27 protein-coding genes, 1 pseudogene and 1 riboswitch are annotated in these 22,611 nt (G+C 45.6%); of the genes and pseudogenes, 8 read left to right on the forward strand and 20 right to left on the reverse strand.

What is annotated here, in order from left to right; translation table 11 throughout:
• Positions 1–199: 199 nt before the first annotated feature.
• Both L1N82_RS12615 and L1N82_RS12620 read left to right on the forward strand, forming a co-directional pair.
• Positions 200–949 (forward strand): alpha/beta fold hydrolase, encoded by a 750-nt coding sequence (locus tag L1N82_RS12615; RefSeq protein ID WP_235287734.1) that lies wholly within the window; start codon positions 200–202, stop codon positions 947–949.
• Positions 950–1,222: 273 nt separating this feature from the next.
• Positions 1,223–1,321: riboswitch (purine riboswitch) on the forward strand.
• Positions 1,322–1,390: 69 nt separating this feature from the next.
• Positions 1,391–2,560: an MFS transporter gene (locus L1N82_RS12620; RefSeq protein ID WP_235287735.1), complete on the forward strand. Its 1,170-nt coding sequence runs from the start codon at positions 1,391–1,393 to the stop codon at positions 2,558–2,560.
• Between the two features lie 45 nt (positions 2,561–2,605).
• Here L1N82_RS12620 and L1N82_RS12625 read toward each other — a convergent pair whose 3' ends face one another.
• The 8 genes from L1N82_RS12625 to L1N82_RS12660 all read right to left on the reverse strand — a co-directional run bounded on the left by L1N82_RS12625 (position 2,606) and on the right by L1N82_RS12660 (position 9,853).
• Positions 2,606–3,355: an ABC transporter permease gene (locus tag L1N82_RS12625; protein ID WP_235287736.1), complete on the reverse strand. Its 750-nt coding sequence runs from the start codon at positions 3,353–3,355 to the stop codon at positions 2,606–2,608.
• Positions 3,356–4,117 (reverse strand): ABC transporter ATP-binding protein, encoded by a 762-nt coding sequence (locus L1N82_RS12630; RefSeq protein WP_235287737.1) that lies wholly within the window; start codon positions 4,115–4,117, stop codon positions 3,356–3,358.
• Between the two features lie 193 nt (positions 4,118–4,310).
• The gene (locus L1N82_RS12635; RefSeq protein WP_235287738.1) at positions 4,311–4,649 is read right to left on the reverse strand and encodes a DUF1048 domain-containing protein; all 339 of its coding nucleotides are present in this window, start codon (positions 4,647–4,649) and stop codon (positions 4,311–4,313) included.
• Between the two features lie 21 nt (positions 4,650–4,670).
• Entirely contained in the window at positions 4,671–4,991 is a 321-nt protein-coding gene (locus tag L1N82_RS12640; RefSeq protein WP_235287739.1) for a PadR family transcriptional regulator, read from the reverse strand.
• A gap of 266 nt (positions 4,992–5,257) precedes the next feature.
• Positions 5,258–6,271, reverse strand: coding sequence for a FecCD family ABC transporter permease (locus tag L1N82_RS12645; RefSeq protein WP_235287740.1), 1,014 nt, complete (start codon positions 6,269–6,271; stop codon positions 5,258–5,260).
• Positions 6,268–7,266, reverse strand: a complete 999-nt coding sequence (locus tag L1N82_RS12650) for a FecCD family ABC transporter permease (protein ID WP_235287741.1) — start codon at positions 7,264–7,266, stop codon at positions 6,268–6,270. Before L1N82_RS12650 ends, L1N82_RS12645 begins: the two co-directional genes overlap by 4 nt.
• 3 nt (positions 7,267–7,269) lie before the next feature.
• Positions 7,270–8,235 carry an iron-hydroxamate ABC transporter substrate-binding protein gene (locus L1N82_RS12655; RefSeq protein ID WP_235287742.1) on the reverse strand — a complete coding sequence of 322 codons (966 nt, stop codon included), beginning with the start codon at positions 8,233–8,235 and terminating at the stop codon, positions 7,270–7,272.
• 250 nt (positions 8,236–8,485) lie between these two features.
• Positions 8,486–9,853: an MATE family efflux transporter gene (locus L1N82_RS12660; RefSeq protein WP_235287743.1), complete on the reverse strand. Its 1,368-nt coding sequence runs from the start codon at positions 9,851–9,853 to the stop codon at positions 8,486–8,488.
• Positions 9,854–10,062: 209 nt separating this feature from the next.
• On the opposite strand from L1N82_RS12660, the gene L1N82_RS12665 reads away from it, so the two are divergent.
• Both L1N82_RS12665 and L1N82_RS12670 read left to right on the forward strand, forming a co-directional pair.
• A complete protein-coding gene (locus tag L1N82_RS12665; RefSeq protein WP_235287744.1) occupies positions 10,063–10,542 on the forward strand; it encodes an RNA polymerase sigma factor in 480 nt (159 codons plus the stop codon).
• The gene (locus L1N82_RS12670) at positions 10,543–11,151 is read left to right on the forward strand and encodes a zf-HC2 domain-containing protein (RefSeq protein WP_235287745.1); all 609 of its coding nucleotides are present in this window, start codon (positions 10,543–10,545) and stop codon (positions 11,149–11,151) included.
• 185 nt (positions 11,152–11,336) lie between these two features.
• Here L1N82_RS12670 and L1N82_RS12675 read toward each other — a convergent pair whose 3' ends face one another.
• The 4 genes from L1N82_RS12675 to L1N82_RS12690 form a co-directional block, all read right to left on the reverse strand.
• Positions 11,337–12,020, reverse strand: a complete 684-nt coding sequence (locus tag L1N82_RS12675; protein WP_235287746.1) for a DUF4386 domain-containing protein — start codon at positions 12,018–12,020, stop codon at positions 11,337–11,339.
• A 27-nt stretch (positions 12,021–12,047) separates the two neighbouring features.
• Positions 12,048–12,269, reverse strand: a complete 222-nt coding sequence (locus L1N82_RS12680) for a helix-turn-helix transcriptional regulator (protein WP_235287747.1) — start codon at positions 12,267–12,269, stop codon at positions 12,048–12,050.
• The gene (locus L1N82_RS12685) at positions 12,262–12,768 is read right to left on the reverse strand and encodes a hypothetical protein (protein WP_235287748.1); all 507 of its coding nucleotides are present in this window, start codon (positions 12,766–12,768) and stop codon (positions 12,262–12,264) included. The genes L1N82_RS12680 and L1N82_RS12685 overlap by 8 nt, the downstream gene beginning before the upstream one ends.
• 284 nt (positions 12,769–13,052) lie before the next feature.
• A complete protein-coding gene (locus L1N82_RS12690) occupies positions 13,053–13,637 on the reverse strand; it encodes a Crp/Fnr family transcriptional regulator (RefSeq protein WP_235287749.1) in 585 nt (194 codons plus the stop codon).
• A 163-nt stretch (positions 13,638–13,800) separates the two neighbouring features.
• On the opposite strand from L1N82_RS12690, the gene L1N82_RS12695 reads away from it, so the two are divergent.
• Positions 13,801–14,763, forward strand: a complete 963-nt coding sequence (locus L1N82_RS12695) for an NAD(P)-dependent alcohol dehydrogenase (protein ID WP_235287750.1) — start codon at positions 13,801–13,803, stop codon at positions 14,761–14,763.
• 62 nt (positions 14,764–14,825) lie between these two features.
• Here the strand turns inward: L1N82_RS12695 and L1N82_RS12700 are convergent, their stop codons facing one another.
• Both L1N82_RS12700 and L1N82_RS12705 read right to left on the reverse strand, forming a co-directional pair.
• Complete coding sequence (locus L1N82_RS12700) at positions 14,826–15,290, reverse strand: phage tail protein (RefSeq protein WP_235287751.1); 465 nt, start codon at positions 15,288–15,290, stop codon at positions 14,826–14,828.
• Positions 15,291–15,313: 23 nt separating this feature from the next.
• Positions 15,314–15,793 carry a GyrI-like domain-containing protein gene (locus L1N82_RS12705; RefSeq protein ID WP_235287752.1) on the reverse strand — a complete coding sequence of 160 codons (480 nt, stop codon included), beginning with the start codon at positions 15,791–15,793 and terminating at the stop codon, positions 15,314–15,316.
• 111 nt (positions 15,794–15,904) lie between these two features.
• Between L1N82_RS12705 and L1N82_RS12710 the strand changes: the two genes are divergently transcribed.
• Positions 15,905–16,906 carry a helix-turn-helix transcriptional regulator gene (locus tag L1N82_RS12710; RefSeq protein WP_235287753.1) on the forward strand — a complete coding sequence of 334 codons (1,002 nt, stop codon included), beginning with the start codon at positions 15,905–15,907 and terminating at the stop codon, positions 16,904–16,906.
• Here L1N82_RS12710 and L1N82_RS12715 read toward each other — a convergent pair.
• Positions 16,887–17,036, reverse strand: a pseudogene (locus L1N82_RS12715) (aminoglycoside phosphotransferase family protein); the annotation flags it as partial. The gene L1N82_RS12710 and the pseudogene L1N82_RS12715 sit on opposite strands and share 20 nt — an antisense overlap.
• A gap of 98 nt (positions 17,037–17,134) precedes the next feature.
• Here L1N82_RS12715 and L1N82_RS12725 point away from each other — a divergent pair.
• Positions 17,135–17,404, forward strand: coding sequence for a hypothetical protein (locus tag L1N82_RS12725; RefSeq protein WP_235287754.1), 270 nt, complete (start codon positions 17,135–17,137; stop codon positions 17,402–17,404).
• A 146-nt stretch (positions 17,405–17,550) separates the two neighbouring features.
• Here the strand turns inward: L1N82_RS12725 and L1N82_RS12730 are convergent, their stop codons facing one another.
• Positions 17,551–18,141 carry a Crp/Fnr family transcriptional regulator gene (locus tag L1N82_RS12730; protein ID WP_235287755.1) on the reverse strand — a complete coding sequence of 197 codons (591 nt, stop codon included), beginning with the start codon at positions 18,139–18,141 and terminating at the stop codon, positions 17,551–17,553.
• Between the two features lie 73 nt (positions 18,142–18,214).
• On the opposite strand from L1N82_RS12730, the gene L1N82_RS12735 reads away from it, so the two are divergent.
• Positions 18,215–18,823, forward strand: coding sequence for a DUF4386 domain-containing protein (locus L1N82_RS12735; protein ID WP_235287756.1), 609 nt, complete (start codon positions 18,215–18,217; stop codon positions 18,821–18,823).
• A gap of 30 nt (positions 18,824–18,853) precedes the next feature.
• Here the strand turns inward: L1N82_RS12735 and L1N82_RS12740 are convergent, their stop codons facing one another.
• The 4 genes from L1N82_RS12740 to L1N82_RS12755 all read right to left on the reverse strand — a co-directional run bounded on the left by L1N82_RS12740 (position 18,854) and on the right by L1N82_RS12755 (position 22,554).
• The gene (locus tag L1N82_RS12740; protein ID WP_235287757.1) at positions 18,854–19,219 is read right to left on the reverse strand and encodes a GntR family transcriptional regulator; all 366 of its coding nucleotides are present in this window, start codon (positions 19,217–19,219) and stop codon (positions 18,854–18,856) included.
• Positions 19,219–19,872: an ABC-2 transporter permease gene (locus L1N82_RS12745; protein ID WP_235287758.1), complete on the reverse strand. Its 654-nt coding sequence runs from the start codon at positions 19,870–19,872 to the stop codon at positions 19,219–19,221. Before L1N82_RS12745 ends, L1N82_RS12740 begins: the two co-directional genes overlap by 1 nt.
• The gene (locus tag L1N82_RS12750; protein ID WP_235287759.1) at positions 19,865–20,719 is read right to left on the reverse strand and encodes an ABC transporter ATP-binding protein; all 855 of its coding nucleotides are present in this window, start codon (positions 20,717–20,719) and stop codon (positions 19,865–19,867) included. The genes L1N82_RS12745 and L1N82_RS12750 overlap by 8 nt, the downstream gene beginning before the upstream one ends.
• 386 nt (positions 20,720–21,105) lie before the next feature.
• Entirely contained in the window at positions 21,106–22,554 is a 1,449-nt protein-coding gene (locus L1N82_RS12755; protein ID WP_235287760.1) for a DEAD/DEAH box helicase, read from the reverse strand.
• Between the last annotated feature and the right edge of the window lie 57 nt (positions 22,555–22,611).

Raw genomic sequence — 22,611 nt, forward strand, 5'->3', positions numbered from 1 at the left:
TGCTAACCCCATCATATAAAGGGATGAAGGAGGGAATGAAAAAATGCCCCTAAACGAAAAAAAAGAATCCCTGTACTGCATGAAGCAGGGGATTCTTCTCGCACCAAACGACAAGTTTACAGGATGGGCTCAATTATTGAAACCGCCGAGTATCGAATTCGTAAGAGGAGATGAGTATGCCAATATGAAGAGGTGAATAATGAAACGTTTCGAAAAAAAGAAAATAAAAACCGTTAATGGAACGTTTGAATACTCTCTGTCTGTTAAGAACTCGCCAGCAATCATCCTGATTAATGGCGGGAGCGGCCCTATTGAGGGTTGGTACAGAGTATTTCACGAATTGGCAGATGAGTTCACAATTATGGCCTATAACCGTTTGGGAGTTGGCGGCAGCAGTAAACCGACCCATCCCCAGGATGGAACAGCGATCGTCACCTCTCTGAAACAACTCCTCGATGATGTAGGAGTATCTCCCCCTTATATTCTTGTCGGGCATTCCTTAGGTGGATTGTACGCCAACTTTTTTGCCCGTCAATTTCCAGAGCAGGTCACAGGTGTTGTCCTCTTAGAATCCAGTCACCCACAGGATTTGGCGATTAATGATACACAGCCTGCTCCGATTCGGATTCTCAACCGTTTGCTGAGCATCTTTGATGTCTTTTCCCCCTCCCGTAAGTGGGATGAAGTCCATTTCGTACAAGAGACTGCCAAACAAATTGAACAGGCCCGCACCTTCCCCGACAAGCCTCTCTTCGTGGTGTCAGGTAAGAAAAAGCCTCCGTTTATGCCTGAACATGCCTTTGAAATACGGAGGAAGAACCAATTAGACTTTTTGCAGCTAAGCAAGCACAGCAAGCAGATTTGGGCTTCCCGCAGCGGGCATTTTCCTCAGTTAACAGAGCCAGATCTCGTGATCCAAGCCATTCGGGAATGTATTCATGCGGACTAAACACAACAAGCCCAATTATGTTCCGTAATCTGGTATTAAAACGATCACAACCGCTACCTGTCTTAATTTTTGTGTTTAAATATATCCTCCTGCCAAACCTGGTAACCATAAATAACAATGCCAAGCGCTGTTGTAGCAAGAACATCGACCATAGGCGTCATGTTAACGAATTGAATAATATTTCTGCTCCCCAAGAAAAGGTTTTCGAAAACATTTTGTTACAATGTCATACTTGAAATATTCGATGATAGCGAGTAAACTGTTCAAAGTGCCCGTTAATAAAATAATTTTACCTGTATAACCTCAGAATATGGCTTGAGGGTCTCTACCAGGAACCATAAAATCCTGATTACAGAAAATGATTCGTTCATTTTTTGTAATCAGGATTTTTTATTTTACAAATATTCTTTATTTTTTATTAGGAAGGACGTAAAGCAGAATATGAATGTAAAAGTGTTTATACTCGCCTTATCAGCTGTAGCCGTTGGACTGGTTGAGTTAATTATTGGCGGAATACTCCCGACTATCGCAAACGAGTTAAATATCTCTTTAAGCTCTGCCGGACAGCTCATCACGGTTTTCGCCCTTATTTATGCGGTTTCCGGTCCTGTGTTACTAGTGATGACTAGCAAAATGGAGCGAAAAAAGTTATATCTCATATCCTTGGCTGTTTTCTTCGTTGGGAATATCTTGACCTATTTCAGTCCGGATTTTACCTTTATGATGATTGCAAGGGTTGTAACCGCTATGAGTACAGCACTGATCGTTGTCCTGTCCTTGACCATAGCTGCAAAAGTTGTATCACCAGCACACCGGGCAAAGGCTCTGGGTCTCATTTATATGGGCATTAGCTCGTCGCTTGTCATGGGCGTGCCGCTGGGAATTCTGATTTCCGATAAATTTGGCTGGCGCATTATCTTTCTTGGGATCGCTGTTTTATCAATAGGTTCTTTTGTGCTTATCTCCATCTTTTTGGAGCGGCTTCCCGGGGAAAATACAATGCCGCTTTCACAGCAGTTAAAGGCCGTGAGCAGCTTTAAACTAGGCAGCGCACATCTTGCAACCATGTTTATGCTGGCGGGGCATTATACGCTTTATGCGTATTTCACCCCCTTCTTGGAAACGCAGCTTCATCTGAATTCCAATTGGATCAGCATATGTTATCTATTATTTGGGATTGCAGCGGTAAGCGGCGGAGCATTCGGAGGCATCCTTTCAGATTCTATCGGTGCTCCAAAAAGCATTATTACCGTCATCACTTTATTTGCCGTTGTGCTGTTCGTCATACCGCTAACTACTTTCTCACTTGTTGTATTCATACCGTTCATGATGATCTGGGCAGCCCTAAGCTGGAGTCTGGCTCCGCCGCTGCAGAGCTACCTGATTCAAGCAGATCCTGCTACATCAGATATTCAGCAGAGCTTTAATAACTCCGCATTACAAATTGGTATTTCTCTCGGGTCAGCATTTGGTGGTATTGTGTTAAGCCAAACCGGAAGTGTTATCCATGCAGCTTGGTTCGGCGGCATCCTTACCATCATTTCCCTGGTATGTGCAGTCTTTTCTTTAACAAGTAAAACGAGAGTAAGAGGAAAAATAGCACCGAATTAGTCTAATACTGTGTTGGTGCTATTTTCAAAATACCTTGGGGGTTTACTACCCTAACTGGCGTTGAAAGACTCTATTGGCAACGAAGTAAGCGATGATCATAATACCGGCGCACCAAGCAAGCGCGGTCCAGATCTCGCTGCCAACAGGCCCATCATGCAAGAGGGCACGAATTGAATTTACAATGGAAGTCACGGGCTGATTCTCAGCAAACGCACGAACAATGCCTGGCATGGACTCGGTGGGGACAAAAGCTGAGCTGATAAACGGCAGGAAAATCAGTGGATACGAATATGCTGTCGCCCCTTCCATAGACCCTGCTGTCAGTCCCGGGATGACCGCCAGCCATGTCAGCGCCAATGTAAACAGCGTGAGTATTCCGATTACCGCGAGCCAATCCAAGATATCAGCGTTGGAACGGAAGCCCATCAAGAGCGCTACCAGGATCATGACCACGACCGTAAGCGCGTTGGAAACAAGTGAGGTCCATACATGAGCCCACAATACCGACGAACGTTTAATGGGCATCGTAATGAACCGCGCCATCACCCCGCCTTTTACATCCGTAAAGAGCCGCAAGGAAGTATAAGCGACGCCGGATGCAATGGTAATGAGCAATATTCCCGGCAGCAGATAATTGACGTAGTTATCCGTGCCTGTCTCTATAGCGCCGCCAAATACGTAGACAAACAGCAGCATCATCATAATTGGCGTAATGGCTACCGTGATAATTGTATCCGGACTGCGCATAATATTCCGCATTAAACGGCCTAACAAAACCCCTGTTTTACCTTTCACTTACAGCTCCCCCTTTTTGCCGATGATGGCAAGGAAAATTTCCTCCAATGTTGGCTGCTTCTCGATGTATTCCACTTCTGCCGGCGGGAACATCGCCTTGAGTTCGGGGAGGGTACCTGTCGTGATGATTCTCCCGTCATGCAGGATGGCAATACGATCCGCCAGTTGTTCGGCTTCCTCCAGGTACTGGGTCGTCAACAATATAGTCGTGCCACCCCCGGCAAGCTCCTTGACGGCAGCCCAGACTTCAATCCGCGCTTCGGGGTCAAGCCCTGTAGTCGGTTCGTCGAGAAAAATAACTGCCGGCGTTCCAATCAGGCTCATGGCGATGTCCAGCCGGCGCTTCATTCCGCCAGAGTAACTGTCCGCGCGACGGTTAGCCGCATCGTTCAGGCTGAATCTTGCAAGCAGATTGTCGGTGACTTGAGCGGGATTGGCAACTGCCCGCAGCTTGGCGATTAACATCAGGTTTTCCCGCCCGGTCAGCATGCCGTCTAAGGCTGCAAACTGTCCTGTAAGGCTGATGCTCTGGCGCACATGATCCGGTTGGCGCTGAACGTCAAAGCCGCATATATCCGCTTCTCCGCCATCTGGCTTCGTCAATGTCGAGAGGATATTGACCGTCGTAGTCTTACCCGCCCCATTGGAGCCCAGCAGTGCAAAAATCTCGCCGCGCCGCACCGCAAAATCTACTCCCTTTAAGACTTCCTTGTTTTTAAAGGATTTTTTCAGCCCTTTTACAGAAATCACTGCATTACCCATGCTCTGTTTCCTCCTTAGAAGTGCTCGAGATAGATTCATCTTTCACCTACTTAGTATTACTGGTATTCCGTGACACTTACTACTTAGGTAAAAATAAACTGAATAGTTAGGCTCTGATTACATTGGCAACCAGCTATTCAGGCAGAGATACTTGTGATTTTTTTATTCGCTAATTAGCAGTATTTTCGGTCGTTTAGTCGCGGCTGATCTTATCATTCAACTTCTGGCGGTTTTTATCCTTCCAAGTCTTTGCGTCCTTCACTAGTTCATCACAAAAACTGGCTGCGTCCTCGCCGATCAGGTCTGTAACTGTCTTGCCGCTTGCTGCACCTTCCTCAAAGAGGTCCAGAATGCCGTTAAAGATCCGGCTGATGTCCTTCCAGTCCGTGGCACCCCCAGAGGTCCATATATATTCTTTGATCGCGTTATAAGCGCTGCGGTACTCGCTAGGAAGTGATTTCGCACGCGTCTCCATCGCCTTCCATTCCCGCTTGTCATCCATACTTCCGATAATTTTCTCGATAAAATTCATTTTGCTGCACTCCTTTTTATTTTATTTGGCCTTGAGTTCGTTAATTTTGCTTGAGACGAAATCCCACTTTCTCCAAAAAGCTTTCAGCTCTTCTTGACCCGCTGCATTTAGTGTATAAAACTTCCTTGGCGGTCCCATAGTGGATGGCCTTCTCTCGATGTCTACCCAGTTGTTTTTCTCAAGCCGCATGGTAATCGTATAGACTGTTCCTTCAACCACATCCGTGAAGCCAAGTTCTCGCAGCTGGTGCGTGATTTCATAGCCGTACGTTTCGCCGCGGCTGATGATCTCAAGCACACAACCCTCAAGCACCCCTTTCAGCATTTCAGTAATATTCTCCAAGCTTATCCCTCACTTACTCCAGTATTGTTCGGTACTCTGCAACATCGGTACTTAGTAATAACGACTACAGGTATATAGTATTGCAGAGTAGCTTGCCTTGTCAAGAACAATATATGCGGACACCAAAGTGGGGGCAGATGGAAATGCCGTATCGGTAGTTCCTGATCGGAGTCTAACCGATACGGCACAGTGTTCAGCAAAGAGGGCCATCCCGCCCGGGTGGCCTGCACTAAACCCATCCTCTCATTGATTGCATCACAATCACGTTACTTCATTGAACGGTGCAGCAAGTATACAAAGTAAGGTGCGCCGATCAGGGCGACAACGATCCCTGCCGACAAGCCTTCCGGATATGCAACATTTCTTCCGATAAAGTCAGCGATTAATAGCAGCCAGCCGCCAAGCAAGATCGATACAGGCATAAATGCTTGCGATCTGGGGCCAACTAGTGACTTCGCAATATGGGGTGCCATCAAGCCAATGAAGGAGATCCCTCCGGTGACCGATACTGCCGCCGATGCCAGGGCCACTGCAGCGATTATGAGCTGTAACCTTTCTTTTTGCAGGCTTACTCCTACCCCTACAGAAACAGCCTCGTCCAGACTTAACACATTCAGTGTCCTCATTTTATAAAAGACGAACGGGATACATATAATAAGCCATGGGAGCAATGCCAAGATATACGGCCAATCGGTTCCCCATATGTTGCCTGCCAGCCATTTGCTTATGAATTGAACCTTCTCGCGGTCTGCTGAAGAGATTAGCACAATCATCAACCCCGATAATGCCATCGAAAAGCCTACGCCTGTAAGGACAAGATTTAACGGGTTGAAACCAACCTTGCGCTGATAAGAAAAGAGATATATTGTCGCAGCGGTCATAAGCCCGCCGATGAAAGCAACCAAGGGAAATATGATGGCATATCCCTCTCCAACAGGGGCAAATAAGTAGTACAGAGCGATCGCCGCGCCCGCTCCAGCGTTAATACCTACGAGACCAGGTTCTGCAAGATCGTTTCTGGTAACAGCTTGCATAATGGCTCCCGATAACGCTAGGGCCATCCCTGCCAATAAAGTAATAAGCATCCGTGGAAAGCGAATATTATACAAGATTATATGTTCTTTCATCGTGCCATCACCCATGATTGCAGGCAGCATCCGACCCCAGGACAATGAAGCATGTCCAACAGCTGAACCTAGAATAAACGTAAGAACAATCAAGGTGAATAATATAAGTATAGCTCCAGCCAACTTTCTTTTTCTTAAAACGAATGTACTCATACCGTCCTGCCCCCTCTATTCACAATGAACAAGAAGAAAGGGATGCCTAGAATAGCAACGATTGCCACAACTGAGGTTTCAAAAGGAGCGTTGATGACGCGCGCAATTGTATCTGCCCCGAGCATAAATATAGCCCCCAAAATAGCAGAGACAGGGATAATCCTTGTATAATCAGTGCCAACGAGTCTTCTTGCTACGTGCGGAATCATTAGACCTACAAAAACAAAGTTACCCGCCAATGCAACAGACACCCCTGCAAGCATAGTCACTAATACAAATAAGATAGCTTTACTCAACAGGGTGTTTAGTCCCAGTCCGGAAGCTACATCTTCACTTAAACTAAGTATCGTAACCTGCTTGGAAAATAGAATCGCAAGCGTTATTCCAACGACAACGATTGGAATAAGCAGAGATAATTGGTTCCAGCTGCTGCCAACAAAACCTCCTGAAGTCCACATGGATACATTTTTAACCACTTTGAAATTTATGGCTACTCCTTCAGAGATAGCATACAGGAATGCTGATACAGCAGAGCCAGCCAGTACTAGCCGTACAGGTGACAATCCGCCTTTTTTCATAGATCCTATGCCAAACACAAGACCCGCCCCGACCGCTGCTCCAACAAAACAGGCTATAATAGTGATCATGAATGACAACTGCCCTGCGAACGCCATGACAAGAGCAAGGCCCAAGTTCGCTCCTGCCGTTAATCCTAATAATCCTGGATCAGCAAGGGGATTCCTTGTCATTCCTTGCATAATTGCTCCCGCTACAGCAAGAGCAGCCCCCACAAACAGGGCTGCCAGCTCTCTTGGTAATCGTATCTCTCTGATGACTAAGGTTTGATCATTTACGATATTCGTCAGTAAAGCTCTATACACATTTATGAGGGATACATCTCTTGCGCCTAGAATAATAGATAAGATTAACGTTATGCTGAGCAGAGCAAGCAATCCACTGACTGTTGCCGTAAACAGAAGAGGACGACTTCGCATGCCTTAATTCCCTAAAAATCCATCAAGAAAAAATTGCAGCTGGTATTCAAGCGTAATCGGATCGTTAAAGTAGAACTGGGCTGCGTCAGCGGTTAAGACACGATTATTTTTAACAGCTTCAATATTTTTATAGGTTTCCGTCTCAAGGAAGGAATTGTCGGCTCCTGCAGACTTGCTGAATACGATGTAATCGCCGCCAAGCTCAGGCAGAACCTCTGGTGAAATAGCTGAATACCCTTCTTTGGCAACAAACTTTTCAACACCTTCTGATCTCTTCAGGCCCATTGCATCATACAAGATTTCCGTTCCACGAGCATAATTGTCCCCGAATACGTAAAGCTCCTTATCCCAGCTCTCAATTACAGTTACAGTAGTGTCATCGCCGAGCTTAGCTCGAACCTCTTCACCTGCTTTAACCGCACGAGCTTTAAAATCAGCCACCCAGTCTTCCGCCTCCTTCTGCTTGTTCACAATCTTGCCGATTTCTAATACGCGTGTCAGATAATCTTGTGAAGAGTACGTAAGACCAAGCGTGGGTGCTATATTATTTAGCTGCTCAATGTTCGTTGCATAATCATCCGTAATGATAAGATCAGGGTCCAATTCAATAATCTGTTCTAAATTTTCGGCGCTTACTTGTTGGACTCCATCTATATAATCGGCCATCAGTGGATTTTCGTATGTAAAAGAATCAATGGCTATTACTGGCGCCCCCAGGAAAAGGGCATGTCCTGCATAGGAACCGCTAAGTACTATAATTCGTTGTGGATCTGCCGGGATTTCAACCGCACCCGCAGTCGTTTCATAACTTACTGTCGCTGCTTCACTTGCCGCGGGTTGATTCGTTGTAGTATTTCCCGCATTATTACTCTTGCTGCTTGCTACAGAGCTAGCATTGTTGCTGCCGCAGCCTGCAAGAATTACGCATGAAATTAAGATAACACATGACATCCATAATGTTTTTTTCATTCCTCTGCACCCCTAATCTATAATGATTATCATTCTCATTAACGACTTTACCATTATATCTCTACGCTGTCAAACACCTAAGCAGGCGTTTCTTGCCGCTTCTTCTACTTTACTTGTTCGGTAAACAGTACACCCCGCTTAACGTGTGATTCCTAGAGTCCATACCTGCTACCACTGGAAAATGGGCAAAAAAATAGCCTGTATATGAATACAGACTAAAAGGTAACTATTGGAACTATCCTAGCTAACGTTACCCACTAACAGCTTCTTCTTGCTGCTTGACCAGGGCTTTCTTCTCCCAGACTCTGCTCTTCCAGCGCACATACAGAACTGCGCCGCGCACCCACTCATCCAGAATAAATGCCGCCCAGATTCCAACCAAGCCAAAGCCCAAATGGATGCCCAGGTAGTAGGTTAGAGGAACACTGAACAGCCACATGACCAGCAGGGCGGAAATCATCGGAAACCGCGCATCGCCAGCTGCCTGCAACGCCCGTTCAAACAAGATATTGAAGTTCCTTCCCGGCTCCAGCAGGAAGCCCAATAGCAGCAGTGCAGATCCCATGCGAATAATGTCCGAGGAATCGGTGAAGAGATCCAGCAGGGGAACGCGGAAAAGACATATCAGCGCCACACCTGCCAACGATATGACTAGGCTGGCCTTAAGCGTGGAGAATGTCTGCTTATAAGCTTCCTCTATCTGTCCCGCCCCAATCAGGTGACCAACAACAATCTGTAACCCTCGACCCATAGCAATCCCTATAATCATCACAATAAAAATAATGTTCTGTGTGTAGATTTTCGTTGTGAGCATCTGCGCTCCCAGGGAGGACACGAACGCCGTCGTCACAAACTGGCTGGCGTTATAAGAGATATTGACCATAGAAGAAGGAACCCCAATTCGCAGCACCTTGGCCACATGCTCAAGCTTCCATTTCGTCAGATGCCCGATCCCAATCCTTACGCCAACGATTCTGCGCAGGACGTACAAGTGAGCAATCAAAGCCAGCAGCTGACTGATGACGGTCGATAAGGCAACGCCTAACACGCCAAGCTTCGGAATGCCGAAGGGGCCAAAGACAAACAGATAGATACAGGCAATGTTGACGACATTCATGCCAAGCGTCACAGCCATCGTATACCTGGTCTGGCCATGAGATTGGATAATCGCTACCGTAACCGTAATCAAGGCCTGCAAGATGAGCGCGCCGCCAACAATGTATAGGAACTCCTGAGCCATAGTAAACAATTCCGGCTGTAAGCCGAAAACATTCAGCAGCGTTCCGCTGAACATGACCACACCCAGGCTCATTATAATACCAGATACAACATTAATCCCAAGGGAAGAGCCGACAACACTATTGATTTCCTCTGTACTCTTCTTGGCTCCAAGGTATTGCGAGATAACGACAGCAGACCCTACTGCGATAAAATTAAAGGTCAGAATGGCAAACATGATAATCTGGTTTGCAACGCCGACAGAAGCGACGGCATCGTCCGATACCCTGCTCAGCATCAGCGTACCCGTCGTGCGCATCAGCATCTGAAGCGCAAACTCAACAAAAATCGGCCATGTAATGGCAAAGATCGATAACTTCCCTATCTCCGACTTATTCATTCGTTGTACCTTCTTTGTCTGTTATATACTTCATGCAGGAAGCCATGTTTGAGAACCCAATTGCTAACAAATTTATAACTTCGTTGGCCTAACCATTAATCTAATCTTAATCCATTCTTCTGTCTTTGCGCAAATAGCCTAAACAGAACTTCAAATCAACTGTAACGAATTATATATTTATCGGATATATAGTCGGAGGGAGTGAGAAAGTGGCCGAGGATATAGAAGATGTCTATAAAAACTACGCAAAAAGTGTCTACCGGTATTTGCTGAGTCTTACCCATGATGAAGATTTGGCCGAGGAGTTAACGGAGGAAACATTTTACCGCGCTGTATACTCGATTCATACCTATAACGGCTCATGCAAAATAAGTGTTTGGCTGTGCCAGATCGCCAAGCATGTGTGGTACCAGGAGCTTGAAAAGAAAAAAAGGCGTTCAACCCAAGAGCTGGACGAGGATATCCCTTCGCCGAATGGGTCGCCAGAGGAGGCCCACCTGTTTCAGAGCAACAAAATGGACTTATATCGGGCTATTCACCAATTGAGTGAGCCTATGCGGGAAATCGTACATATGCGTATATCCGGTGAATTTTCTTTTGCAGAGATAGGTGAAATACTTGGGAAAAGTGAAAATTGGGCACGTGTCACTTTCTACCGGGCAAAACAAAAAATAATGGAGTTGTTATAAATGATCCAATGCCATATTGTCCAAGATCTTTTGCCAAGCTGTATAGACGGCCTGCTCAGTGCGGAAACCGAACATGACATCCAGCAGCACTTGCAGGAATGTGAGAAATGCCGTGCCCTTCATGCTAAGCTATCCGCTTCAATAGATCACGCACATTTACACGCAGAAAAGGAAGATATCAATTTCCTAAAAAAGGTGAGAAGGAAAACCACAGCCAAAATGATAACAGGATTTGCAGTACTCCTGTTGATTTTTGCATTGTTAACTTACTATTTCGCCATAGGCTCCCCTGTCCGCAAGACCGATCTAATCTATACAACCGATGTTACAGAGGATTTGTGGCGAATCCATCTAGAGCTTACCAACGGCAAAGCCCTGCTTGTCAAGACAGAGACGATATATGGAGAAAAGGACAGCAATGGCATCAAGCCTATTATTGGCAAGCTCATCACACCTCACGAACTGCTGCCCTCACCGCTCCTCGGTGAAGAGGATACTTCCTTTATGTATGGCAGCACGATTGACAGCTTCAAGAACGGTGATTATAAAGTCATTCTCCGGCTAGAAGACGGCGACATTGTTTTTACATCAGATAATCTCGGTCAATAATCCCAGTCGTCTCTTGACTTAAGTCAATGCACGCAAGCAACCCCCCAGCTACAATACAATCATGATCACTGCAGCTTAGGGGGGACGTACTCCAAGGGAGGATAATCAAGTCAGCAGGGGGCTTGGTGGATTCTCTTCTTAATTCTGCTTAGTGACTCCGGCGTAAAAAGAAACCTTTGAGATCATCACTTCCTAGATAGAGGGTGCGTTTCGGGTTGATTAAACCCTTTTATTATAAGCCATACAGCCATAACCATTTCCTGCAGAGCAAGCGGCATTTGAAGTGCCGTATAGTTTGTTCCATACAAGGCCATTGCACCTGCCACTAGATAGATGATGCCTCCAATAAATCCCCATCCTGATAGCCATCTGGGTATTAATCGGGATTGGTACAATAAAGAATACAACATCAGCGCACCAAGGCTAAAGATAATTGTTGTTATGGAGTGGAGGTGTTCGCTTGAAAGGGACAGGATGTAACCCATACTCTGATAAACAGTACTGTCTGCAGAAGTCACCGTATTCGCGTGTTCCATATTTATGACCAACAGCAATAACCAGCTAATCGCTGTCACGATGTAGGTGAAGGTTTCAAGTGCTCCGCGGAATACTACATACCCTAGGGCCAAGGTTTGATTAACCTGACTGACTACTGGGTAGATGACAACCGGAATCAGCGCAAGTGAGATGCCCATAAGCAATAGAAAAAGTGTGCCCAGTATGAACTGGTTCTCATTTGCAAAGGTTAAGGTGTGTAAATCTGTCGCACCAGGCATTATTCCCGTACCTACGGTGCTCAATATGCCTGCTGCGGTTCCAAAAATATAGAGCACGCCAGCCCATCTTGCCAACTTGTTATTAGACTTCATTAACACACACCCGCTCTCTCGTATTCGCTACTCTTGGACTTCATAATCGAATACTTCCTCAATCTTCAAACCAAATATCTCACAGATACGGAAAGCAAGTTCCAATGAAGGGGAATACTTCCCCGCTTCAATAGAAATAATAGTCTGCCTCGAAACCCCTACCCTTTCAGCCAATTCCTGTTGTGTCATTTCATTGGCAAAAAATCGAAGCTTCCGGATGTTGTTTGTTATTTGCAGCTTCTTAACCATTTCCTACTCCTTTTCTGTAGAAATACAATTGGGCGGTTCCTTGAAGCAGCGGGGCTGAAAAGAAGGATAGGAATATGATGTTCAGCATGATTGAACTTGAGTAACCAAGTACCAGCGATATAAGTGCGCCAACAAACCCTAATCCCACAATGAGGTAGCTAATTCTCGTTGACTTGAGTTCAATCCGCTTATTCATTTCGTCCGACATGTTCTCTAGCTCAACTATCCGCTGAATAACTTTATCATCATAACGGCCATTCTGTGTCTTCACCTGTGCAGCAACTGCCACAGAGAACAAAATATTAAAAATGATCTGACTCGCAATGATAACCACGATCCCTATACCGATAGACGCGAGCATAGTGCCCGCCCAGAATTGCAGATCATCTGCAGCATTCGCGCCTGACTGAATCTTCCCGTAGGTGTAAGCCGCATAAAACCCCAATAATAGCGTTCCCGTTATCACGGAAACAATCGCTTTCTTTTCTTGATACGACATATTTAGCACTCTCCTACGTGTGGATCCAACATATATTCCTTTGGAGTGTCAGCGAAACCTGACAAGTTGAGAATGAGCTCTACCCGCAGTGTAAATTACTACATACACAACATAAAGTATTTTTAACATAGTGTCAAATATTTTTTACATTGAGAACAAACTAAAATGCGCAGGTTACCGCTCGTGTCTTAACTTAAGTCAATGCACGTAAGCCTCCCCCTAGTTACAATATAATCAATCCATTGAGCCTAGGGGGCAAGTGTTCCAAGAATAGGGTGTTCGGATCAGCGGGGGGCCTGGTGGATTCTCTTCTTAATTCTGCTTAGTGATTCTGGCGTAATACCGAGATAACTGGCCAATTGATGCTGGGGTACCCGGTCAATGAGCAATGGGCGTCTATGTTGCAGCGTCTTGAAGCGTTCTTCAGGCGAAGAAGCGATGAAAGCAGCGAATTCCTCTTGGACCTGGCCCAAATTCTCCTCGATCATCATGCGAGTCATCGTCTCCAATTGGGGGTGTTTGTTGTACATGTCCTGTTCCGTCTCCAGGTCGCCAACGACCATTACCGCATCCTCAATGCATATGAAGGTGTAATCGGATAACCTCTCTGGTTTGTGATGGTTGAAAACAGCGATAGCCTGCTCTTCGGTATAGAAATTGGACGTGGTCTCTCTTCCCTCTTCATCGATTGAATACTGTCTTACACAGCCTTTCAGAATGAAGTAACATCTTGTCGGGACCTCTCCTTGTCTAAAAAGAACGGTTCCCTTCTTGAATTGCTCGATATGTAACTGCTCCATAATGACTTGCTGTTCTTCCTCGGTAAGGGAAGTCCATCTCGACATATATTTGTATAAAATGTCCTTCATGGCCGCTTTCCTCCATCCCCTTCTCTTTCGTTCATCCTCCCATCCATTTTCTAATGCAGGGGAACATCTTGTAAAGGACCATTACTGTGAATCATATAAATTTGCCGTTAACTGGTTTTGGTATGTTCGATATAGAGCTCACTAAAGAATCGGAGGGAAACTAATGAAAGCTATGGTTCAAAGCTCGTATGGTCAACCGGAAGTCATCGTCCCGCAAGAAATTCCGAAACCGTCGCCTGGTAACAAGGAGGTTCTCATTCGGATCCAAGCTGCCGCAGTAGGCCCGTCGGACTGCGCTTTTCGCAAGGGTGATCCCCCAATCATCAAATTGATCTATGGACTTTCCAGACCCAAGTTTGCCGTTGGAGGCTGCGAACTAGCCGGAGAGGTCGATGCGGTTGGCGGGGATGTCGAGCATTTTAAAGCGGGCAATCGTGTATTGGGGATGAGCGTCAAGAGCTTCGGTGCTTATGCCGAGTATATATGTCTTCCCGAAGATAGTCCCCTTGTAGTTATACCGGATAACATCTCATTTGAAGAGGCGGTCGGCGTTTGTGACGGGGGGGCCACCGCGTTGACGTTTCTAAGAGATAAGGCCAAGCTGAAGAAGGGACAGAAGGTGCTCATTAATGGTGCCTCGGGGGCTGTGGGCATCTATGCTGTGCAAATAGCCAAATACTACGGTGCTGAAGTAACCGGTGTCTGCTCTGCCGCTAACGTTGATCTGGTAAGAAAAGCAGGCGCAGATTTCATCATTGATTATAGCCAGGAGGATTTCACGAAGGCGGGTAAAGCTTATGATGTCGTATTTGATGCTGTAGGCAAACGCTCCTTCTCAGCATGCAAGCGTGTACTTACGGCCAAGGGAATTTATCTGACTACCGTACCCAAGCTGTCTGCCGTTATACAGATGATGTGGACCTCTCTCATTAAAGGCAAACGGGCCGTCTTCGCAACAGCTGGCCTTATGCAAAACAAATCGAACTTGGCATTTCTTATGGAGCTTACACGGAATGGAACACTGAAGGCCATGATTGATCGGCGGTATCCTCTGGAACTCCTGCCGGACGCCCACAAGTATGTTGAAACCGAACGAAAAAGAGGTAATGTGATTATCACATTCTAGAAAATAGCTAAGCCCCTATTCTCCACTGGGGATTGGGGCTTAGCTCTATCATAACCGAAGATTCAGTATTGTCCTTTAATGACAAAGAACGAACCTCGAATGGTCCCTGCCAGCTTGGACTTCTGCCTGGCAAACTTAAACTTCCCTTCTAACTCCCTCGGGACCTCCATCCCCTCAGAAAGCTTAAAGCCTACAGCCCTCTTCTTAGGGTCATCAACCGTATACATGACGTTGACCCCAAGACCATCCTCATAAAAAACGTAAGCGAATTGGATATTATCCACTTGAAAACGCGACGTTTCTAAAGCTTTGGCGGTAAACCCAATATCACGCTCTTCTTTCAGAATTCGGTTCACATAATCAAGGGTCTCCTGGCTTTCGCCAGCTGGTACAACCGTGAACTCATGCTTGTATTTGTTCATAAAATAACGGGCTTCATTAGCACGTAAACCAGCAAGCGCTTCTGCTACCGGTGAAGATTCTAGACCAACCGTAGACACATTGTGAAAGTCAACGTTATAGGACATCCTCAATTCTCCTCTAATCTCGTTTACTTCTTCACAACCGGAATCCACATTTCCCCGAATACGATGCCATCTCGCAGTCCCATCTCAACCGCTGCATTGGGCCCGCCAACATAGGCAAAGTTCTCAGCTGCCGGTAAAACCTGGCCGAACGCTATGCCAGTGAGCTTATTGCTCAACTCTTCAGCCGTCTTCCCTTCCCCTTTCACGACAAGATATGGTCCCTTAGGGAATTGGATCACTCTGTGTTCTCCCGGTATCGATGCTTCAGTCATGACGCCGGCATAATACATCATCTTCTGATTTACCGCTTCGCTCACGGCAAAGATGTAGTCATTCGCAGCGACGGCCTTTAAAGCGTCAAGCGTTCCATCCTGCTCCACTGCCCGCCAAAATTTTTCCTTCTCCTTGTTTATGCCTGCATAATCCGTGTAATCGCTCTTCAGCTCTGTTCCAATACCAATAACCGTAAATCCGTCTTTTTCCTCAAGGGTATACGATGTCATCATTCAAGCTCCTCTTCTTTGAGATAGATGTTCAAGCGATTGTCCTTTTCGCTTGATACGTTTATCATAAATGTAAATCATGTCAAAATATGATACTGATTAGGGGGGCCCATGAAAAAAGTAGAACGGGTAAATGTAATGATGCGGTACATCAACAATCGCGCCCACTTTACCATTTCTGAAATCATGCGGGAATTCAACATCTCTCGATCTACGGCCATTCGAGATATCAGGGAAATTGAAGCAATGGGAATGCCGCTTGTCGCCGAGGTCGGGAGGGACGGGGGTTATTTTGTCATGAACAACTCGGTCCTGCCGGCTGTCCGTTTTACTGATAATGAGATCAAAGCTCTATTTATCGCCTTCATGGCGACAAGAAATCAACAGCTCCCCTATCTCAAGAGCCGCCAATCTTTAGCTGAAAAATTACTCGGACTCATCTCGAAAAACCAGCAAGATGATCTTGTTCTGCTGAATCAAATCTTGCTGTTTGAAGGAACCAACCCCCACAACCCCGACTTGCTCGATCTGTCAGATTTGCCTCATCCTATGTTGGAACGGCTTATCCAATACCTTCTTAAGGACAGCTGCTTGGTGGTTTCCGCCCGGGAAGGGAAGGAAATAAAGACATATCCCCTCTATTTGCTGCATCTATACCGTGAGAAGAGCTCCTGGCAAATTGAGGGCTTCGACCTAGAGGAGAAAAAAAGGCGGATAATCCCAGTCGATAATCTCACCGATGTCAACCCCTTTCCCGAGAAGAAAGGAATAAGCAAGAAACGGATCGTAGAACAGCTAAGCAAACAGGAGGAAGCCAGCAACCTTGTACTGGAGCTTGGTCCAAAGGCTATTGCCCAGTTCAAAAAATACCACCCGTTAAAAATGACTCTCTCCTACACGAGTCCTTATCAGAATACGGCTGTATTAAAGACATTCGTCCATGTTCATCATTCCGATGAATTGACTGAAATGACAAATTGGCTGCTATTCCTGGGTGGAGATATCACGATTCGAGAAATACCCAGAGAAGTCTGGGAGAGCTTGCAGGAGAGAATGGTTACTATACACGAGCAAGCCGCCGGCGGCGATCGAATCAATCCTGCGCAGGGCTAGGCTTCATTTCATAAATTTTCTCTAGCGTATGGACATGCTTCGTCTTCTCGTCATCGTCCTCTGTGTGGAGATACCACTCCACAAGCCTGTACCCGAATATGAGGAGGATCAGCTCGTAGACGCAGGGATCTATTCTTTGGAGTTGCCCATCTTGGGAATCCAGGGGCAACATTATGGAGCGCTTTCGCCATAGCCCTGCAAGCAGGTGTTCTGCTCGGAGCCGCCTTCATGTGGCGGCGGAACTTGTGGTTTGCCATGGGACTGCATTTTGCTTGGAATGCCGTTGAAGGCTTGCTTGGCATCCCGGTCTCTGGACACTCTGCTGCCGGTCTATTCACTGTAAAGGTACACGGTCCCGCACTTCTCACAGGCGGCGATTTTGGGCTTGAGGGCTCTATTGTGCCGGTTGTCGCCAGTCTTCTGATCTCCATACCTATGCTAATGTGGGCTGCACAGAATCGAAGAGTTGCGTCTCGAAACCTGCCTGTATCAAAGTAAATGAATAACTTCGAAACAAGGGTTGTAACCTCTCCAACAGCCTACCCTATTATCCCATTACTCCTGATATACCTAGAAGAATTAATAAAACTTGGAAATCTTGATTCAAATCAAGGAAAAACGTTCATTTATATTCTATTCTAAATTCACATCAGCGTTTTCTTATAACGACTAAAGGTTTCTGGGGTGATATCCAAATAACTTGACAGAATAGTTTGAGGTATTCTTTTTAGAAGTTCCGGACGGTTTTTTACCAATGCTTGAAATCTTTCTTCAGGTAATTGTGCCTTAAAGCTTGCGAAATTTTTCTGTAAGTCAATGAACTGCTTTTGGAAGAAAATTTTGAGCATTTCTCTGAATTCAGGTTGTGTGTTATCTAAGTCACGAGTCATAACTTCAGGACATGATACCATGATACAGTCTTCAAGACATGCGAGACTGTACATAGAGTCACCTTTCTCATCAGCATAACTGACCATATTGATCGCTTGTTCATCTATATAAAAGTCAACTGTGGTTTCTTTTCCGTTCTCATTACTGACATACTGACGAACACAACCTTTAATAAGGTAATGGCTCATATCTGGTTTATCACCTTGTTTTAATAGGACTGTCCCCTTTTTATATTTTTGTATAGGTATTTGCGTAATCAAATCTGAAATCTCTTCATCATTTATATCCGTCATTTTTTTCAATGTTTCGGCTAAAATTAATCTTCCAATTACAACGTAATTCATCGCAAATCACCTTTTCGCTATAAATTTCAGAAAATTTAAACACTTCTTTTACTAAAGGGAGAATGGATAAAACATGGAAAAACAGTTTAGAACGTATGAAAAAGTTATTGGATTATGTTTCTTATTAGCGACTGTCACCTATGCAATTGGAAATCAGATGATTGAAAATGGGGTACACGGCCATCTAGAACTAGGTTCCACAAGATTAGGAATTGTGTTTGAATTAATTAATAGCTTTGCAGTTGTTATAATCGGTTGGATGAGTTTTAAAGTCTTAAAGTCATATAATAAGACAATTATAAAAGGGTATATGTTTGCAAGGTTTATAGAAGGATTTTTATTAGCAGTGGGAGCAATAAGTGTGTTATTAATAACTCAAGCCAATATTGAACCAATCCTCAAGCTCAGGGAGCTTTGCTTTTCACTAGCTATGCTGTCTCTTGGGGGATTTAGCAGCTATTATTGTTGGTATTTGCTGATGAAAAGGTTAGCGCCAAAATGGATGATGGGACTAGGGTTTATAGGATATCTCTGTTTATTGATCTATTCAATTATAATGCTTATCTCAGGATTTGCACCTATATGGCTCTTTACTCCAGGAGGTCTTTTTGAACTGATTTTCCCTATTTACTTGATTATGAAAGGGTTCAATCGTCCATTCAATGATAGCTTGAATAATTAGCAAAAGGAGCTGTCGCGACAGCTCCCCCGCCTAATATACCTTCTTCAACATCTCCATCACTTCATCCAAAGTAAGACCAAAGGATTTGTAGTAGGAGATGTCATGAACCATTTGCTCCAGAATCATGTCGCTGCGTATTTGCTGCTTCCGCTCTGCGGATAGTTCGGCGACAAAACATCCCTTGCCCGTTATGGTATGGATCAACCCCCGTCTCTCCAGTTCTTCCCACGCCTTTTTGACGGTAATGACGCTAACGCTAAGCTCCTGGGCCGCTTGTCGAATTGGCGGAAGACAATAGCCGTTCTCCAGCTCGCCTTTCAGAATTTGGGCGCTTAGCTGCTCAAAAAGCTGCTGATAAATCGGTTTTTCCGATGTGCTCGAGATTGCGATATTCATTAGACTTCCACTTGCATGAATCGTTTGACTGCGATCCGGTAAGCAATGAAGGAGAATACCGCGAAAATCACGATTCCAGCAATCAGAATGATGGTTTGATTCAGCAGCTGGCCGGCACCGGTTCCATAGAAAATATCAGATAGAACTGGATTTTGAATTCCGAGCCATTGAGCAACTCCGGCGAATAGCATGGCAGCCGTAACAGAGACGAGCAGCGCCCAGCCGAATTTATACGCAGTCTTATAAAACATAGGAATAAAGATAAGGTTGAAAATCGCAAACATCACAATCCCTAGCCCCCAGAAGCCTATATTCGGCGGGAAGAAAAAGTACGTGAGATTTGGGTACAAGAGCATCGTGAATACACCAAAGATCGCGGCAATCAAGATATGCAAGAGCTCCAAGCCGATCACAACAAGTACTCTTGCTTTCACCATATCCCGTTTGGTGACGGGCATCATCGACGTAAACATCAAATCGTTCTGCGCTTTAAATTGATTGAACAGATTCGGAATGGTAATCCAGCAGAAATACAGCAGGACAACGAAATAAATCCAGCCGGGAATGAGCATTAGAGCCCCTATTAATACAGGAAATAAGAAATAGAAAAAGGGTACGCCTAATTTTACATCTTTCATTATCAAGTTATACATACTGATCCTCCTTCTTCGCGAAATAAATCATAATTTCCTCAAGGCTGGGTATGGCAGCCTTTATGCCACAGGCAGAATCGTAATCGCTCGCATGAATCAGCCCTGTGAATCCAAATGAATTGATTTTATAGGAAATCAACCGGTCCTTCACCTGGTTCAGCTGGTTTGCAGCACCGTTTAGAAGGAGATACGACTCTTTGAACTCTTCCTTCTCAACGCTGCGAATAATTTGCCCATTTTCGATGAAGGTTATGAAATCCGCGCATTTCTCCAGATCTGAAGTGATATGTGTCGAGAATAGAATACTGATCTCCCCGCCAGCGACAAGACCTTGGAAAATATCCAGCAGTTCGTCCCTTGCAACGGGATCAAGCCCGCTAGTAGGTTCGTCAAGGATGAGCAGCTTTGCTCCATGAGACAAGGCAATGGCGAGGTTGTATTTCACTTTCATTCCGGTCGACAGTTCGGCGATTTTTTTATTTTCATCCAGCTTGAATGTACGCATATAGTTACGGTATGTCTCATCGTCCCAGTTGGCATAAAACCTCTTGACCACGTCGGTCAGCGTCTTCATTTTGCTTCGGGTATAGAAATCAACCCCGCCCATGGCGTATCCGATCTCCTGCTTTAATTCGATTTCATGCTCCGCCATGTTCTTCCCCAGAATATGAACTTCTCCGCTATCCATACGGGTCATATTCAAAATCGATTTAATCGTGGTTGTCTTACCTGCGCCGTTAGCGCCGATAAAGCCCATAATATAGCCTTGTTCTAGTTGAAATGATACATTCCTAAGCTGAAAATTAGGGTAGCTCTTGCTTACGTTCCGAACGTCTAATGCAAGCATCTTCTTTATCCCTCCTACATTGTGCATATCGTGTATGCACAATATAGCACGCAGGGATTGCAGCAGTCAACCACTTTCTGGAGGATCCACGGTTACTGTGAATTATCCAGGCCTCCTTGAAGCAGTGTCTGGGTGCGGTGCTTTGATGCCCGTTTGACAAAAGGGAAAAACAGTGATAGGAAAAATGGCACAATCCGAGAGCTTCCTATTCACCAGTGTCAGAAACCACCTCATGAAGCATGCCCCTAAATGGATCTCTCGCAGTCAGGCACAGCACTTGTACAAGTTTCAGCTCTAGGACAGATGCGTTTAGACTATTGAATTGCAAACCGTGATTAATGCTTTCTTCCGGCCGTCCCAACATCTGTATGCCTATTTGCTCCACCCTACATCCTGTTCGCTTCTTGAACCTTAAGAAGTTTTCCCTTAATCGTTGTCTCCTTCATCATCTGAAGAACCAGGCGGCCTTTGCCGTTGAGAATATCTACATAGGAGGCATTATCCTCGATTGTAATAATCCCGATGTCCTCCGGCGAGACGCCTTCAATTTTGGCTATGGTGCCGACAAAGTCTACAGCTCTCATCTTCTTTTTCTTGCCGCCGTTAAAATACAGCTTCATGACACCTTGACCTAAGCGGGAGCCCCTGTCCTTCTTTACAGCTGTCTGCTTCCTCATCTTCGCTTCAAAAGCGACCTTCCCCTGTGTCACGGTTTCTTTGGCAGGACTTGTTTTCCTTGGGATCTCGAATCCGATATATCTTTCAATGTTGTGAACAAACTTCTCTTCCGTCGGCGTCGCGAAGGAGATCGCTTTCCCGGAGTGGCCTGCCCTTCCCGTTCGGCCTGTCCGGTGTACATAGCTTTCATTCTCTTGTGGAATGTCGTAATTGATGACATGACTGATACTGTCGATATCAATCCCTCTTGCGGCTACATCCGTCGCAATCAAGTAGCGGAATTCCCCTTGCTTGAACGCATTCATCACTTTCGTGCGATCGTCCTGCTCCATTCCGCCATGGATCCGGTTGCAGGAGTATCCCTGCTTCTCTAATTCTTTAAAAACAACCTCAACCCGAGTCTGCGTTCGGCAGAAGATAATACAGCTGTCCGGATTCTCGACCACCGTGACAGCCCGGAGTAACTGAAGCTTGTTCTCGTCCTTTACCATATAGAGCGAATGCTCGATTAGACTTGTTGCTTTCCCTTCGGTCTTCACCTCAATATCCAACGGATCGTTCATATACCGGTGGCATAAACTCTCGACATCTTTGGGCAGCGTCGCGGAGAACAACAGGGTCATGCGATTTTTGGGCAGCTCGCGGATGATTTTCTCCACGTGCTCAATAAATCCCATGTTCAGCATTTCATCGGCTTCGTCAATGACAAGAAACCTCACTTGCTCCAAGTCGATGGTTTGTTTCTCGATATGATCCATCACCCGGCCCGGCGTACCGACGACAATATGATTTTTATACGTCAACTGCGTCTTCTGTCTGGCAAAAGGCTGCTTCCCGTAAATCGCGATTGCCTTGATTCGTTTATATCTGCCTATATTCATGATGTCCTGTTTAACCTGGTCGGCAAGCTCGCGCGTTGGTGTCAAGATCAAAGCCTGCGGCCGATTCTCTTCCCACTCCACCATTTCGCAGATCGGGATCCCGTAAGCTGCCGTTTTCCCGCTTCCCGTACGGGATTTGACGGTCATATCCTTCTTCTCGAGCGCAGAGGGGATCACGGCCCCTTGGACTTCCGTGGGACGTTGATACCCCAAGCTATCCAAGGCGCGGAGAATATCCCCGCTTAATCTATAATCTTGAAAGCTTAACTCTTCCATATATAAACCCCTTTGTTTAAACAACGTTTGGCTTGCATGTATTGCGGGAGATCAGCG

The sequence above is a fragment of the Paenibacillus tarimensis genome (assembly GCF_021532315.1).
Taxonomy (GTDB): Bacteria; Bacillota; Bacilli; order Paenibacillales; family Paenibacillaceae; genus Paenibacillus_I; species Paenibacillus_I tarimensis.

Excerpts from the sequence above, each read along its gene's own strand:
- L1N82_RS12725 (WP_235287754.1), top strand. The coding sequence starts at position 17,135 with ATGTGGCGGCGGAACTTGTGGTTTGCCATGGGACTGCATTTTGCTTGG.
- L1N82_RS12745 (WP_235287758.1), bottom strand. The coding sequence starts at position 19,872 with ATGTATAACTTGATAATGAAAGATGTAAAATTAGGCGTACCCTTTTTC.
- L1N82_RS12730 (WP_235287755.1), bottom strand. The coding sequence starts at position 18,141 with ATGAATTACGTTGTAATTGGAAGATTAATTTTAGCCGAAACATTGAAA.
- L1N82_RS12710 (WP_235287753.1), top strand. The coding sequence starts at position 15,905 with ATGAAAAAAGTAGAACGGGTAAATGTAATGATGCGGTACATCAACAAT.
- L1N82_RS12750 (WP_235287759.1), bottom strand. The coding sequence starts at position 20,719 with ATGCTTGCATTAGACGTTCGGAACGTAAGCAAGAGCTACCCTAATTTT.
- L1N82_RS12645 (WP_235287740.1), bottom strand. The coding sequence starts at position 6,271 with ATGAGTACATTCGTTTTAAGAAAAAGAAAGTTGGCTGGAGCTATACTT.
- L1N82_RS12735 (WP_235287756.1), top strand. The coding sequence starts at position 18,215 with ATGGAAAAACAGTTTAGAACGTATGAAAAAGTTATTGGATTATGTTTC.
- L1N82_RS12630 (WP_235287737.1), bottom strand. The coding sequence starts at position 4,117 with ATGGGTAATGCAGTGATTTCTGTAAAAGGGCTGAAAAAATCCTTTAAA.
- L1N82_RS12705 (WP_235287752.1), bottom strand. The coding sequence starts at position 15,793 with ATGACATCGTATACCCTTGAGGAAAAAGACGGATTTACGGTTATTGGT.
- L1N82_RS12620 (WP_235287735.1), top strand. The coding sequence starts at position 1,391 with ATGAATGTAAAAGTGTTTATACTCGCCTTATCAGCTGTAGCCGTTGGA.
- L1N82_RS12650 (WP_235287741.1), bottom strand. The coding sequence starts at position 7,266 with ATGCGAAGTCGTCCTCTTCTGTTTACGGCAACAGTCAGTGGATTGCTT.
- L1N82_RS12670 (WP_235287745.1), top strand. The coding sequence starts at position 10,543 with ATGATCCAATGCCATATTGTCCAAGATCTTTTGCCAAGCTGTATAGAC.
- L1N82_RS12615 (WP_235287734.1), top strand. The coding sequence starts at position 200 with ATGAAACGTTTCGAAAAAAAGAAAATAAAAACCGTTAATGGAACGTTT.
- L1N82_RS12740 (WP_235287757.1), bottom strand. The coding sequence starts at position 19,219 with ATGAATATCGCAATCTCGAGCACATCGGAAAAACCGATTTATCAGCAG.
- L1N82_RS12635 (WP_235287738.1), bottom strand. The coding sequence starts at position 4,649 with ATGAATTTTATCGAGAAAATTATCGGAAGTATGGATGACAAGCGGGAA.
- L1N82_RS12755 (WP_235287760.1), bottom strand. The coding sequence starts at position 22,554 with ATGGAAGAGTTAAGCTTTCAAGATTATAGATTAAGCGGGGATATTCTC.
- L1N82_RS12700 (WP_235287751.1), bottom strand. The coding sequence starts at position 15,290 with ATGTCCTATAACGTTGACTTTCACAATGTGTCTACGGTTGGTCTAGAA.
- L1N82_RS12690 (WP_235287749.1), bottom strand. The coding sequence starts at position 13,637 with ATGAAGGACATTTTATACAAATATATGTCGAGATGGACTTCCCTTACC.
- L1N82_RS12655 (WP_235287742.1), bottom strand. The coding sequence starts at position 8,235 with ATGAAAAAAACATTATGGATGTCATGTGTTATCTTAATTTCATGCGTA.
- L1N82_RS12675 (WP_235287746.1), bottom strand. The coding sequence starts at position 12,020 with ATGAAGTCTAATAACAAGTTGGCAAGATGGGCTGGCGTGCTCTATATT.
- L1N82_RS12680 (WP_235287747.1), bottom strand. The coding sequence starts at position 12,269 with ATGGTTAAGAAGCTGCAAATAACAAACAACATCCGGAAGCTTCGATTT.
- L1N82_RS12685 (WP_235287748.1), bottom strand. The coding sequence starts at position 12,768 with ATGTCGTATCAAGAAAAGAAAGCGATTGTTTCCGTGATAACGGGAACG.
- L1N82_RS12695 (WP_235287750.1), top strand. The coding sequence starts at position 13,801 with ATGAAAGCTATGGTTCAAAGCTCGTATGGTCAACCGGAAGTCATCGTC.
- L1N82_RS12660 (WP_235287743.1), bottom strand. The coding sequence starts at position 9,853 with ATGAATAAGTCGGAGATAGGGAAGTTATCGATCTTTGCCATTACATGG.